The organism is Butyricimonas faecihominis (assembly GCF_033096445.1).
Taxonomy (GTDB): Bacteria; Bacteroidota; Bacteroidia; order Bacteroidales; family Marinifilaceae; genus Butyricimonas; species Butyricimonas faecihominis.
This window is the reverse complement of sequence record NZ_AP028155.1, coordinates 3,477,364-3,492,987: the sequence shown is the minus strand read 5'-3', so window position 1 is coordinate 3,492,987 and position 15,624 is coordinate 3,477,364. Positions and strand designations below refer to the sequence as shown.

The following is a 15,624-nucleotide window of genomic DNA, read 5'->3' as shown; positions in this document are numbered from 1 at the left end:
CAATATAATATCATGAAAAGTATTATTATCACCTTGACCTTATTATGCAGCTTTTCCTTTTTTTCTCAGGCAGAAAAAACGAATCAAGCCGATACCATAAAGAACGTACATCTTCAGGAAAAACGAGAAAAAGGAGAAGTTTGGAAAACGCAAGTGTTAAGTAACCCTCTCCATAGTAGGGTATATCAACGCAGCCAAAATCCGCGTTTCCGGGGACACTGGAGCGGTTTCAACCTAGGCTTTGCCGATTTCTCTGTCAGTAACGAACAACTGGATGGAGCCGGAGACTATTTAGATTTGGAACGTAAAAATTCGCTCGTCATGCAATTTAACATGTTCCAGTATAGCATGCGCCTCAACAAGCTAAACAACATCGGTTTAGTTACCGGTTTGGGATTAGAGTATCAACGTTTCCGCTTTGCTAACAAAAATAGTATTAAACGTGGTGACGGCGGGCAAATCTACCCGATGGAAGTAGAAAATGTCAAAAAGAGTTCTTTCAAGAACCTTTACCTGACCGTACCTCTTATCTTCGAATGGCAATTCCCAGCCAAGAAATACCAACGTGCCTACGTGGCAGCCGGAGTGATGGGCGGTTTAAGATTACATACCAAAACAAAAGTCGTTTACAAGAATGAAAACGGTGATACCCGTCGCATGAAAAATTCCGGTAATTATAGCATGAACCCGGTAAAAGCGGATGCCGTGGTTCGTGTCGGGTATTACAAACTGGCATTATGGGGAAGTTACACCATCACAAACATGATGGAAAAGAACAAAGCCCCCGAAATCCACCCGTACACGATCGGGTTTGGGGTTAATTTCTAAAACATACATAACAGGAGACCTGATTTAATGACACCATCCATAAAATTGTGTAAATAATAACTCGAATATGATATACCCGAGTTATCATTTACACAAAATTTTGGATACTACCCTGTAGTTCTTCGAGTGCTTACTCCGAAATTCACTTTTCTACGGTGTTTGGAGGAATTTTTATTTCCTTTAGCTAAGATACAAAAACATTATCACACTATTAATCAATTGATTGCAATATATAAAGCCATTTCGCAACTATCCCTATTTAATAGATATCCCTTTCTAACCTAAAAACTTATTCAGGAAATCCTCATCTTTATGAACGGAAACTTGAACCTAAGACCTATTGGACAACTTTCTACTTACTTTTCTTCAAGAATTCACCTATTTTTCTCTGTAAATCTTTACCGAATAGATTTTTTGCTATAATTTGATTTTCTGCATCTAACAAAATTATAGTCGGTAATTTTTTCACATGATAAAGATCTGCCACCCGATGATTTTCATCAAATCCATGTATCCAAATCATTCCGTCTTCAATCAATGTCTTCATCCATTTTTGTTTATCATTTCCGACAAAAACACCAATCACTTCCAAACCTTTCAAATGATACCTTTGGTAAAGGTCAAGAAGTTCTACATTTTCTTGACTACAAGCAATATCTTCACAAGACCAAAAATGTATTAATTTCAATTTACCTTTTAATGGATACAAAGAAAGTGAATCTCCAGTTGATGAAAAAAGTGTAAAATCAGGAGCGACATTCCCTTCTGTAAGACATTCCCATTCCTCAATATAAGTTTTAATAATGCGCCCAGGAACAGTCTCCTGTGCCGCTTTCGTCAAAAGCATATATTTATCAATCAAGAATTTCTCCTCCAACTGTTTCATTTCATGGAAAATCACATAAGCAGCTGCATAAGAACTTGAATATTTCTGTAATAACATTTTTTCTTGCTGAAGAGCATTCTCCAAAACATTCTCTAATTGTTTCTGTAAAATTTGCATCTTTTTTTTATCACCTTTCTGCTGGGCCTGCTTAAACTCCTCTTGTATTCTATTCTGCCCTTCCAACAAATCAATATTTATTTTACTAAATTGATTCAAAATATCCTGTTGTTCTCCCCCCTTTATCAACACACCTGTTTTTCCTATATTCAACATAAAATTGACATTCTCAAGAATTAACGGAATATAATTTTTACTATTAGGAACCATAATATAAGCAGATAATGGTCTCTCTACTTTTCCCGTAAAAACAAAAGCACCATTCATAATAGAAGTTGTATCCAATACTTCTAATTTACCTTTTTCATCACTCATTAAAAAGAGAGTCCCTTCTAATATTCCATCTATTTTACCACTTATTTGAAACCCCCGCTCTTGGGCTTTACCAATAAAAATATTACATCCTAAAATAATAAATATTACTATTGCTATTTTTTTCATAATTCTTCAATTAACTCTATTGTGTTTTTATCAATAACAAAACTTTTTGGAAGTTACAACATTATTAACCGGTTCATAGAATAATAGACAATCGAATAAGGCAGATAGAGGAACTATGAGTTCCCTATCTGCAATGTCACTAACTCATACCCATTCCCTATTTATAAGGAATAAGACCTGACAATGTCATGTTAAAATTAAGAGAACTATTATGCATTCTATCACTCAGCGTTGCTTTTATATATTTAACTGCATGAGGTTCAGCCATAGGAATCAACGTACTCTCTCCCGAACCTATTCCTAACATATTTTCTCTCATGTAACACATTGGCGTCCAACTTACATTATCAGAAGATACTTCAATTGTAATTTTGTCAGAAACATAATATTTCTGAGAAGATGATGTTGGGCGGTATAATCTTTGAACTACCTTTATACCTTTTATAACTTGTACCTCCTTTAAGGTTATTAATATTTCATGTGTTCTAGGAGAAGTTGCAACACTAGGTTCCCACCACGTATCCGGATTATTGTCCAATAAATTAACCAATTCTTGTGCATCCTCAGAATCTCCCTTTACACTTAAATCTTTAATAGAAACGATATCGTCTCCCTGGATATAATTCAAATTTGGTAAAGTCGGATTCCCTTTTTTATTGATATAAGGCCGAGAAATATTAAAATAATGCTCATTATATTGATCAACTTGCAAACCTCGCACTTTATTTAACAAATCCAAACACTCCAAACTTCTTGTTTCATTATCTAGTGTACTAATATCTACAGAATTAGGATTCAAACCACTAAGATAACGATTTTTCCCACATACAATCTTTTTAAGATTCGAGCAATAGAATAAATCTTCAAATGAAACAAGATCATAATCAAACTCTAATACGGTAACAGTATCAACAAAACGATCAAAAAGCAGTTTCTGTTCTTCATTTTCATTTTTTAGTCCATAACGTTGTTGCAATACAACTTTAAAATCCGAAGAGTATATCCTTTCATTTGTTAATGAATAATCAGCAAATGTGATAAGATCCGTACATCCCTCCAATTTCCCTTTACGAGTGACAATTATCGGTTCTTTTGTATTTACACCTTCCAAATGAATCAGCCCCTGTTGAGCCTCCTCTTTCACCAACAAATGTTCTTTCTTTTTATTATAGATATCTGTATAACAAAGTTTTGCCTCAACGATACTATCATTCCAGTTATCTATAAAGAATACTAAATTATTATCTATAAAATAATGTTTTGAAATTATTCTCGAAAAAGAACGTACCGCCTCATGCTCATACGAATAAGGTCTAGCATAATCCGTAATAGGCAAAGATTCATTTCCATTCTTATCTATTGCACAAACATCTATACGATAAGTATTATCAGCAAGATTTCTAATATCACATGAAGTCATATCACTAGTTAATAACGTATCATGTTTCATTCCATCTGCTTCCCATGAAACTTTAATTTTATCAACCATAATATCCATGCTATTTACCCAATCTACCTTCAAACGGCGCCAACCGGGCTTTACCAACATTTCGGAACATTTACCTACATAACGAATTTTCCCATCTCCAGCATAATCACTATACGTATCTTCTAAAGTTTCATTGCAACCCGCCAATAAAGCAAGTAAAATTCCCAAATACATTATATACTTTACTCTTTTCATTGCTAATCTCTTTTTACATAAATTTCCAATTCCTGAATTGCTACATAATTTTCTGTATTTATAACAGTTATGACCGGAGTAGAACCACTAAAAAACACATATTTAAACAACTCTTTGATTTCCAATTTCATATAACGATATTTCACCATGTTATCATCACAAGGTAATTGAATTTCCAAATAAGCAGGGGTTGCACCGACCAACTCTTCTTCAGTTAAATAACCGACAAAATTCTGATTTTTTTGACTAGTACAACGTTCAGACCATCGATTTTTAGTAAGTGTTTCCGAATCTTGAGAAAAAGATCCCAATTCAACCCAATTATCCCCATTTTTATCATTACTACCATATAAAATTACATTACAAGGTAATTTATCATCATACACTCCCCGAAATATTTCATATACTGAAGATGTATATTGAGTACTAAACAATGGCCAACCAAGACTCTTTAAAGTTCCATAAATCCTTATAAAAGCTGGAGTCCGTTCTTGTTCCAAATCAAATATTAAACTTTTATTTTGAATCATAGGACCTCCTAAGAACGAGTAAAGTTCAGGAATCTTTCCAGCTTTCAATCGTTGTTCTCCCTTTGTATCACCATCAAACAAATATTTAGCTCCAATCTTTTCTTTCTCATTCTCTACTGAACAACCATCTTTATCGATAAAATTCATTTCAGTAAGTTGTAACTCTTCTACAGAATAAATATCAACATCCTTCCAAATCTTCTGTTTGACACGATAGCCACGATAATCTTCCGTGCGGAGAACTACTGTAGCCTTATCCAATTTCTGTTGCAATACAAACTCTAACGTATCTCCACTTAAGGTGATTGGAAAACTTTTCAATAAGATTGTATCACTTTTTTGTGTAATAGGATTAGTGCCCAAGTACATAACATGAACCATTCCCGATGTCTGACGAGAAGCTCCATATTTTACTTGAAAACCATTCCAATAAGGTAAAACTTCTGCACCATTAAAGAAAGAACAAGCAGCAGATTCTTCGGTATCAAACACCACATCTATAGCTTTCGATTCATTATTATTTCTATCAACAAGAGAAACACGAGCAGGCACATTCTTTTCTGACTCATTAAACCCATCAATAACTAATGAATCCCCTACATAACTACCCACTTTCAACACTTCCTCTCCCCTAGCGTCACGATAACGAAGTTGAATTCCAAAAACATCCTCCCCAACAGGTAAAGTATAAAACATCACCGCACCTCCAGGTATTGGTTCAAAACGAATATTTTCTTTCTTCATCATGACATCAAAAAATTTATTATCATCATGACATCCCCCTAAAAACAATAGTATAATAAAATATAGAGTATATTTCATAATTAAAGATTTAATATGATTTTTATTAACAAACATACTACCACCCAGGATTTTGGACAAGACTAGACATTAATACTTCTTCAGCCTTTATCGGAAATAAATAATCACGTGGCGCTGTAAATTTACATTTACTCCACACAATCACGGGACCATTATAATCATTATAAAACGCTTGTGCATTTTCTCCCAAGACATTCCAACCATATTGTTTCTCGTTCAATTCTATATGAGCAGTTTTCCAACGACGCAAATTCCAAAAACGGTGTCCTTCAAGAGCAAATTCAAGATTAATCTCACGCTGAATAATATCGCGCATCCCATCTCTATTATCCACTTTCTCCGGATTATTCGAATACGACTTCCACGCTGTAACAACATCAGGAATTCCAGCTCTTTCCCGAACTTTGTTAAGCGGAGAGTAAACTCTAGCATCTGGTTTTTCTAAATACTCGTTCCAAGCTTCTGCCTGCATCAAGTAAAGTTCTGCTAACCGAATAATAGGCAATGTTCTATTAGCACTAACCACATATTCTTTTGTTGTTAATTCTGACTCTAAGAATTTTTTCCACCAATATCCGTTTATATTTTGAGCAACAGTACTAGAAACGATGTCATACTGAGAACCAAAACTCTCTCCCTTATAAGCCTCAACCGTTAAATTGTAATTAATTTCTTGGCCTTTAGGCCCTCTTTGCCATTTCGTGCGATCTGCCGCAATACAAGCATAAAAACGAGGTTCACGCCGCAAATGCAATTGCAAAACATCAGCATTCGTCAATACAATATCAGTATAATCGGGATCACTTTCCATTCCCATATAATACCGAGAAGAATAATTCCATGTTTTATCCATATCTATCGGTAACCCTTTATCTGTATAATACATTTCAACCATTTTCAATGAGGGAGATAAACTCCCAAGAACGGCTGAGTTAAAATGTTCTGTATCTTCAGGCCTTAGACGAGGAAGTAGTAATTCCGAGAAACCCGCAACACTTTTCCATTCTAAAATAAATTCTTGATTATCAAAATCTGAAATAACACTTTTTTCGATATCCTCCATATGATTCAGAACCTCAGAATGATTACTAATAGTACCGGAACACAATGCATGTCCTGCTTCCACTGCCACTCTTACAGCCTCATCAGCAGCCAATGCCGCCAAATGCCACTTCTCATGATCATAGCTCGTGCTAAAAAGCGGCTTACCTTCTTTATCCAAAAAATCAGAATAAAATTCATTTCCATTAAAAAGCGGAGATGCCGCATAAAGTAAAGCTCTCGCTTTTAATGCCAATGTCGCCTCTTTACTAAAAAACGGTTTACGGTCAAACGGTTTTTGATTTCCTAATAATAAATCTTTAGCAGCTTCATCACACAAACGCACGAGCGCATTAAAGCAAGTATCAACATGAACACGTTGCTGGCGTAATTCAGACATATCAATATCTACGGAAAGATTCTTGGGAACAAGTACAATGGGGCCATAATGACGCACTAAATCAAAATACACATAAGCTTTTAAAGCTTTTGCTTCTGCCTTCCATTGCCGTTTTTCCACATCTGTCATATTATATACCGCATCTATATTTTCAATAAATATATTAATATTACGCAGAATCTGGTAATACAACAATCCAGAAGAACTACCCACGTTATCCCAAACATTTCCATATGGTTCTTGAGACATCTGTAATCCTTCACTTATCTTAAATCCCCCATATCCTCTATTCCGAATATACTCACCCGTAGTAACCTCATCCGTTCCAAAATAAGCAACATTTTTTGCTACATTAGTAGCTAAATCTTTAGTTGCAGTATATGTACCAAGCAACCACTTCTCAGCATCCTTTCGCTGTTCAAAAACTGTTTCAACAGTTTTTATATCATCTTCTGGCACCATATCCAAATAATCACAACCCGTGATAAGAAAAGACACTGATAAAAAAAATAAATATATACGTTTCATCATTCTGTCATTATAAAATTAAAAACTTAGATTTAACCCCAAAGAAAACGTCCGTTGAATTGGATAATTAAACCCACTATTACCTAATTCAACATCCCATATTTTAAAATTTGAAATTATAAATGGATTATTAACGCGAGCGTAAAATTTCAAATTCTGCATCTTAATTTTTTGCATCAATCGTTGAGGCATATTGTATGCCAATTCAATTGATGTACAACGCAAGAAACTACATTCACGCATAAAATAGGTACTTTTTCGAACTTCCTTTGATGCCGCCCAATTTTCCTGAGGATTATGAACATTTATGGACTGAGTAGAAAGACGAGGCCAGAAAGGGTGTTCTTTCATGTTATCTTCACTCCAGTGGTCATTATAAATCTCTTTCAACATTGCCCTATCTCCCACAAAAGGATTGATTTGCATCGGATCCATAAAAAATCCTCGTTTACCCGATCCTTGAAAAGCAAAATTAAATTCGAAATTTTTATAATTAATAAAACCACTAAATCCATAAATCACTCGTGGTGTTTCAGGAAACCCTATATACGTTGCATCTCGAACGTCTATCACACCATCCTCATTTAAATCTCTATAACGAATATCTCCTGGCATTATATCTCCACCTTGAACCGGTGAATTATCAATTTCCGCTTGATCTTGAAATAATCCCTCCGCAATATAACCTATTGATTGTGATATTTCCTTTCCCTTTTTACGTTGCCAAGATGGTTTATCTATAGCTTCTTCTATTTCCAGATAAACTGCTTTACTATACGTAAAAGTTCCGTTTAATATTATCCAAAAATCATTACTAAAAGCGTGTTGAATTTTACCTGATAAATCTATTCCCCTCGAACGAGCTTTCCCTACATTTGCTAATTGATATTTTTCCAATCCAACTGTCGCTGGCATTGTTATTCTATAGTCAATAATATTATGACGTATTTCCTGGTAAATATCAGCATTTACCTCAAACAACCCATTAAATAATTTTGTTTCAATACCTAAATTCACTTGTTCTGCAATTTCCCACTTGATCTTACTATTAGGATAAGACACTAACCTATCTCTATCAAAATTACCCCTATTGGGACGGGGATCTGTTACAGTTTCAAGAGAAAGCGTTGGTAAATGTGTAAAACGAGGAGAAGAGATAATTCCATCGTTCCCCACTTCCCCCCAAGAAAGTCTAAACTTCAAAAAGGATAACCATTTAGAAGCCCCTGCTAAAAAATTTTCTTTTGATGCAATCCATGCCATTCCTACAGCTGGAAAAAATCCCCATTGATGCCCTTTGTCAAAACGTTCTGATCCATTATATCCAAAACTAGCTTCTAAAAAATAACGATCACGAAAACCATAAGTCCCTCGCATAGCCAATCCCATATTTCGGTGAGGAATTGCCTCTAAAACACCTGCCACAGGAGAACCCGTTGATTCTTGCATATTAAAAACACCTGTCAAACTTGTCTGATGCTCTCCCCATGCCGCTGTATGTAATCCTCGAATCTCGTATGTAGTTTGCGTTGCTTGAGTATCATCTCCTCTCACGGCACTTAATGTTCTCTCTGCAGTCACTGCATTTAATGGATAAAGTTTATGCTTCCCTGTTTCAAAATCATACGAATCTAAACGATAAAGAAAAGGTTTCGTTTGGAAAGGTGTTGTATAATATCCCGTCCTATTTAAAGAAACACTAGCACGAACTTCTAAACCTTTAAGCAACTGTGACAAATTTTGAATATATTCTGCACGAACTGTAGCTGAATACCGACTACGATCCATATATCCTTTATGAAGATTCATGTAAGGATTATTTCCTCCCGCTGCTGACATACCAAAACGAATATGCGGCCAATTATAAGTTTCATCAGCAGGATAAATTACGGCAAAATTAACAGGACTTGCCGTAAAAGCTTGATAATAAATATCCTGAACATTTTGCAATGGACCATGATATTTATCAAGAGAAGCAGAAGAAGAAAGCAATAACCTAATTCCCGCACTTAAATCAATATTTAAGTTTGCCCTGAATGTCATTGTATTATTCTTCACATTACAATCAAATTGATTTAATTTTTCTGTTTTCAACATCCCTTCGTCACGAATATAATTAAGGGAAGCATAATACTGAATAACCCTCGAACCACCACGAATATTCAAACCCATATGATGATTTATAGAATAATCTTTAAAAAGAATCTTATACCAATCATTGGCAGGATAAACAAATGATGGATAGTTAGGATTATTCGTTCTCTCTATACGCTCTACACTATATTCTGGAGTTGCATTAGGATTACGAGTCATAATTGCCTGATTATACATTTTCATATAAGTAACAGGATCTACCACCTCTATTTCACGTGTTGGCATAGATGCAATAGCCTCATAACGTAATGAAGTATACACTGATCCCTCTTCACCTTTTTTCGTTGTAACCAAAATCACACCATTAGCTCCACGAGCCCCATACATCGCTGTAGCAGAAGCATCTTTCATGACACTAAAAGATTCTATATCTTCAGGTGCGATACGAGCTAAATCCAATTTAGAAGATTCTACTCCATCAATCAAAATTAGAGGATCTATATTTGCCCTTGACTGAAAAGATGTTATACCACGAATGTAAAACTTCGTATTCATTTCTTCTTCTGTCAAAGCTCCTGGAAGACCACCTGTCTGCCATGCAATCATACCGGGAATTTTACCAGCAAATTGAGTTGTAAGATCGCTACTCGATGATCTCAACGCCTCTGGGTTCACTGTTGTAATAGCTGCAACCACACTCTCTTTTTTCTGTTCCCCAAAGGCAACGACTGTCACTTCCTCAATATTTTCAGCAGTCGGATTTAACCGTATATTTATCTTTGTTTTCCCTTTAATTTCAACCACTTCCGTCTTATAACCAATAAAAGAAACCCTCAATGCATCATCAGGACGAACATTAATCGTATATGCACCCTCAACATCTGTTGCCACTCCTTGTGTTGTTCCTTGAATTAAAACGGTTGCTCCAGGAATCGGATTCCCTTTTTCATCAACAACACGACCAGTTATCGTTATTAACTTCACTTGAGGTTTTTCCGTCGCTTTTCTTTCTTTCAGTGTTACTACCCCTTTGTTATACTCAAACGTAAGAGGAGTTCCTGTTAACACTTCTGTCAAAACATCCTTCACCTTCTTGTTTTTCACATCAACGCTTACCTTAGGAACTTCTTTCATCTGTTCCGCATTATAAAGAAAACGTAACCCCGTCTGTTTTCGAATTGCATCAAACAATTCGTACAGATTCACATCCGTCAATTTTAACGTAACGGTTTGATCTTGTGCCATGGTTGGTAAAGAGGTCAAACCTACGAGAAAAATGATCAAAACCATTCGTAATTTCATCATTTGCCAAACTTTTTCTCGTGCTTTCCCAAAGAAATAGCACGATCCTTTCTTTTTTTTCATAACTTTGTTTACAAATTTTATGTTAAACATGGTAACGACCTTTTGCAAGAAGGCGGTTACTGGTTATTACAATCTCCGGAGAGTCGCCACAACTCTCCGTTTTTTATTTATTGCTAACAATAATCGTTCGATCTTTCACGCTGAAATGCACATCCGATGTCTTCTCCAAGAAGAACAACAAATCCCGAATATCAGCATAGCGCTGCACGTTCCCGTAGAACCTGACATCTTTCAATGAATCATTCTGGAAAAAGACGCTCACATCATACCAGCGTTCAATTTTTTCCATGATGGATTCCAGCCTTTCGTTCACGAACACCACATCCTGATTCTTCCAAGCAATATAGGAATATACATCCACATCTTTAATTTCAACCTCCCCCGTGATCTCGTTGGCCTCTCCCAGTTGATTCGGTTTCAGCCTCCGCTCCGGGGTCGAAGCATTTGCCCGGAAGCCAACAGCCCCGTTTACCAGCACCACTTGAATCCGTTCTTTATGGTAGGTATTCATATTGAACTCGGTACCATATACCCGTAAACGATAGGCCCCGGAAGTGACAAAGAAAGGTTTTGTAGTATCCTTCTTTACACTAAAATAAGCCTCTCCTTTTAATTTCACATGACGCTCTCCCGAAGTGAACTTTACCGGATATTCCAATTCTGACTCCGCGTTCAACCACACCCCTGTCCCGTCAGAAAGCGTCAGGAAGAACTCCCCCCCACGAGGAACGATAACCTTGTTATATATCGGTTTCTCGGTTTCCACGTTTCCCGATTGATTATACACGAGTGCCTTATTCGTGTCGATCGCCACCACGGAACCATCCTTTTCCACGATATTATCTGTATTTTTCGTCAGATCAATAACTTCTCCGGTAGAAAGGACCAATCGAGCCTGTGGATAATTCGCTCGTATGATCGGTGTATTTTCCGCCAGCATATTCTCTTTAGCCGGAGTTGACATAAACAGATACACGCCACCCAATGCCACCAGAACAGCCACGGAGGCCGCCACCCGAAACCCGATTTTCCGAATCTTTGCCCGGCGAATCTGTCGAAATAGCATTGCTTCTCTATCCTCCACGTGAACTTTCTGTTCCCGATTCGCCCAACGAATAAATAAGGCATCTTTTTCCAGTTGATGATAGACCTTCTTATTTTCCGGACTATCGTTCAACCATTGCTCCACGGCAAAACGCCCTTCCTCATCCAACTCCCCGTTGAAATAAGCCAGCAAGCGCTCTTCCGTTTCTTGATCTAATAAACCATTTCGCATAAATCATACTATTTTTCATCAATAGTACCGGAAACATTAAAAAAGGTCTAATAGATTTTTGAAAAATTTTTAAATTTTATTTTCGAGTACAGAAAAATAACAGGAATCCTGCGAATAACTCCTCATTCAATCGCTCTCTCAATTTCTTAACCGAGAGACCCAGCAATGTTTTTACCGTGGAAACTGAGATCCCGTAACGCTCGGCCACTTCCCGGTATTTCAATCCCTCGACAAACACCCCGTTCACGACATCCCGACTTCTTTCGGGTAATAACGCAATCTCGTCCAACACCTTCGACACGATGGCGTCATGATTCTCATTATACTCTTCGAAAGCTAAATCCACGTGGTCCAAGTCCACAGCATGATGAAAAACATCTTGCTTATCCATCCGGTTCAGACAACGGTTACGCACAGACACGTAAAGCAAAGAGGCCAAAGTAGAAGGGAAGAAATTCAAGTAAACTTTATTATTCCAAATGGAAAAGAAAAAATCCTGCACGACATCTTCTGCCATGTTCACGTCCCGTAAAAACGTATCAGCCCACACGACCAAGGGTTTATAATAGGCATCAAATAACAACTCCATCCCCTTTTGATTTCCGGAACGAAGTAAATTACATATTTCTTGATTCCTATTTTTCTCAGAATCGTTCACCTTATACATCCTAAAAATTAATGATCACGACTACCAATCACAAAGGTAACGGAATTTTTTATAAATTCGTCCCTCAAATACTCAAACACAAATTTTATAAAAATGAGAAAACTATTCCTACTTCTATCTTTAGGTGTTTTCTTGTTCTCTTGTAAAGAGGCCAAGAAAGAAACGAAGCCAAGCCCCTACCAAGCGCTTGCAGATCAGTATGCTGAATTCCCGTTAACAACGGATTTGAGCCAATTGACCGACAACGAGAAGAAAATGATTCCCATACTTATCGAAGTCGCCGATATAATGGAAAACATTTTCTGGCAAAACGCTTATGGAGATAAGAGTGCATTGATGGCACAATTCGCTCAGGATTCTGCCGCTCTGAAATATCTTTCCATAAACTATGGTCCTTGGGATAGATTAAACGACAACAAACCTTTCATCGACGGCGTGGGAGCAAAACCTCTTGGAGCAAACTTCTACCCGGCTGACATGACGAAAGAAGAATTCGACGCGCTGGATGATCCTCGCAAAACGGACTGGTATAGCGTTATCCGTCGGGATGCAGTCGGAAAGCTTATCGTGCTTTCATTCCACGAAGCTTACCCGGAAGAAGTGGCAAAAGCATCCAAATTACTGGAAGAAGCTGCCGCACTAGCTGAAGACCCGGGATTGAAAAACTACTTGGCATTAAGAGCAAAAGCCCTTCTGGATGATGATTACCTAGCCAGTGATTTAGCATGGATGGACATGCAGAACAACACGTTGGATTTCGTGGTTGGTCCCATCGAGACTTACGAAGATCAACTCTACGGGTATAAAGCTTCTCACTCCGGACAAATCCTCGTGAAAGATAAAGAGTGGAGTAAACGCTTGTCTGAATACGCTCAATACTTGCCCAAATTACAGGAAAATTTACCGGTTCCTGCCAAATACAAAAAGGAAAAAGCAAATGCTAACCCAGACATGAACGCTTACGACGTGATTTATTACGCCGGAGATTGCAATGCCGGAAGTAAAAATATCGCTATCAACCTGCCGAACGACCCGAGAGTACACGCGGCGAAAGGAAGTCGTAAACTACAATTGAAAAACTCCATGCAGGCCAAATTCGAGAAAATGGTTGTGCCGATTTCCAAATTGTTAATTACGCCCGATCAACAAAAACATATTAGTTTTGATGCTTTCTTCGAAAACGTGATGTTCCACGAAGTCGCTCACGGGCTAGGAATTAAATACACGCTGAATGGCAAACAAGACGTTCGTTCCGCCCTGCAAAACTACTACACCTCTATCGAGGAAGGTAAAGCGGACATCCTTGGGTTATTCTGCGTGACCAAACTTGCAGAATGGGGTGTATTGGAAAACAAAGACCTCATGGATAATTACGTGACTTTTATCGCCGGAATCTTCCGTTCCGTTCGTTTCGGTGCTGCCAGCGCCCACGGAAAAGCTAACATGATGCAATTCGCCCATTTCATGGAAAGCGGAGCTATCAGCAAAGATGAAACCACGGGATACTACACCGTAGATTTCGAAAAGATGAAAAAAGACATCGAAGTGATTGCCGGAGAATATATCACGATCGAAGGAGACGGAGACATCCAAAAAGCGACTAAATTGGTTGCAGAAAAGGGTATCGTTCCCCCGACCTTACAGAAAGACTTAGATCGTATCGCGGGAGCTAACATCCCGAAGGATATTTTCTTCAAACAAGGAACCAAAGTTCTAGGGTTATAATCCGGAATGATATTATACAAAATACCCAAGTTCAAAATCAACATGAACTTGGGTATTTTTATTATTTCAAATATTCACGAAAGAAAGATTCTATCTTGTCAAAAGGAATAACATTTGCCTGATTATCGTACAAATCCACGTGGCTTGCACCGGGAATAATCAAAAGTTCCTTGTTGTCACCTTTCAATTTTTTGAATGCATCTTCACTAAAATAGCGAGAATGAGCCTTTTCACCATGAATCATAAGCACGGCATTCCGTATTTCATCGCTGTAAGCCAACAAGGGCATATTAATAAATGAAAGTGACGATGTCTTATTCCAGCCATTATTGGAATTAAGTGAACGTTTGTGGTAACCACGCGGCGTTTTGTAGTAAGCGTAATAATCCTTCACGAACTGCGGGGCATCATCCGGTAATGGATCGACCACTCCCCCGGCTAGTTCATACGTGCCATTCTTGGCATCAAGTGTACGCTGGGCATTGAGTTGCCGACGAAGCTCATACCGTTGGTCGGCATCCATCGCGTCAAAATACCCGTTGGCATTCACGCGACTCATGTCATACATCGTGGAAGTAACCGTAGCTTTAATACGCGTATCCATCGCGGCAGCGTTAAGAGCCATACCACCCCACCCGCAAATACCTAAAATTCCAATACGTTCAGGATCAACATCATCGCGAGTCGAAAGAAAATCAACGGCAGCACTGAAGTCTTCCGTGTTAATGTCCGGCGAGGCCACGTACCGGGGTTGGCCTCCACTTTCACCCGTGTAAGAAGGATCGAAAGCGATCGTCAGAAAACCACGTTCCGCCAGCGTTTGCGCGTAAAGCCCGGACGATTGTTCCTTGACAGCCCCGAAAGGACCGCTCACCGCAATGGCTGCCAATTTCCCCTCCACATTTTGGGGGATATACATATCCGCGGCAAGCGTGATACCGTACCGATTACGGAATGTCACTTTCTCGTGAACTACCTTGCTGCTCTGTGGAAATACCTTATCCCATTCTTTCACTAATTCTAACTTTTCCATATTCTTCTCTTTTACTTGATTTGTACTTGTTTGGCCGCTTACGATTGTTCCGGCAAGGAGCAACATTCCTGTTACTACAATTGTCTTTATACTCATACTATTTCAATTTTAAATGTCATACCCATTACTTCTAATTTTATGATGTAAAGGTATGAGATTCAAGCCGTACAAGTTGTATACAAATTAC

At 37.9% G+C, this 15,624-nt stretch carries 10 protein-coding genes; 2 read left to right on the top strand and 8 right to left on the bottom strand.

The genetic code is table 11. The features are described from left to right. Positions 1–12: 12 nt before the first annotated feature. A complete protein-coding gene (locus R8806_RS14405; protein ID WP_124315875.1) occupies positions 13–828 on the top strand; it encodes an outer membrane beta-barrel protein in 816 nt (271 codons plus the stop codon). Positions 829–1,180: 352 nt separating this feature from the next. Here R8806_RS14405 and R8806_RS14400 read toward each other — a convergent pair whose 3' ends face one another. From R8806_RS14400 to R8806_RS14370, 7 genes are all read right to left on the bottom strand, one after another. Beyond that, positions 1,181–2,272, bottom strand: a complete 1,092-nt coding sequence (locus R8806_RS14400) for a TlpA disulfide reductase family protein (RefSeq protein WP_124315874.1) — start codon at positions 2,270–2,272, stop codon at positions 1,181–1,183. A gap of 157 nt (positions 2,273–2,429) precedes the next feature. Next, the gene (locus tag R8806_RS14395; protein ID WP_151412105.1) at positions 2,430–3,956 is read right to left on the bottom strand and encodes a DUF4998 domain-containing protein; all 1,527 of its coding nucleotides are present in this window, start codon (positions 3,954–3,956) and stop codon (positions 2,430–2,432) included. 2 nt (positions 3,957–3,958) lie between these two features. Beyond that, positions 3,959–5,233 (bottom strand): DUF4959 domain-containing protein, encoded by a 1,275-nt coding sequence (locus R8806_RS14390; RefSeq protein ID WP_183312867.1) that lies wholly within the window; start codon positions 5,231–5,233, stop codon positions 3,959–3,961. A gap of 112 nt (positions 5,234–5,345) precedes the next feature. Beyond that, positions 5,346–7,280, bottom strand: coding sequence for a RagB/SusD family nutrient uptake outer membrane protein (locus R8806_RS14385; RefSeq protein WP_229782935.1), 1,935 nt, complete (start codon positions 7,278–7,280; stop codon positions 5,346–5,348). 15 nt (positions 7,281–7,295) lie between these two features. After that, the gene (locus R8806_RS14380; protein WP_151412107.1) at positions 7,296–10,736 is read right to left on the bottom strand and encodes a TonB-dependent receptor; all 3,441 of its coding nucleotides are present in this window, start codon (positions 10,734–10,736) and stop codon (positions 7,296–7,298) included. A 103-nt stretch (positions 10,737–10,839) separates the two neighbouring features. Further along, positions 10,840–12,012 (bottom strand): FecR family protein, encoded by a 1,173-nt coding sequence (locus tag R8806_RS14375; RefSeq protein ID WP_124317014.1) that lies wholly within the window; start codon positions 12,010–12,012, stop codon positions 10,840–10,842. A gap of 76 nt (positions 12,013–12,088) precedes the next feature. Beyond that, complete coding sequence (locus R8806_RS14370; RefSeq protein WP_229782934.1) at positions 12,089–12,601, bottom strand: sigma-70 family RNA polymerase sigma factor; 513 nt, start codon at positions 12,599–12,601, stop codon at positions 12,089–12,091. A gap of 171 nt (positions 12,602–12,772) precedes the next feature. Between R8806_RS14370 and R8806_RS14365 the strand changes: the two genes are divergently transcribed. Beyond that, a complete protein-coding gene (locus R8806_RS14365) occupies positions 12,773–14,404 on the top strand; it encodes a dipeptidyl-peptidase 3 family protein (RefSeq protein ID WP_124317013.1) in 1,632 nt (543 codons plus the stop codon). 61 nt (positions 14,405–14,465) lie between these two features. Here R8806_RS14365 and R8806_RS14360 read toward each other — a convergent pair whose 3' ends face one another. Continuing rightward, a complete protein-coding gene (locus tag R8806_RS14360) occupies positions 14,466–15,533 on the bottom strand; it encodes an alpha/beta hydrolase (protein ID WP_124317012.1) in 1,068 nt (355 codons plus the stop codon). Positions 15,534–15,624 lie beyond the last annotated feature (91 nt).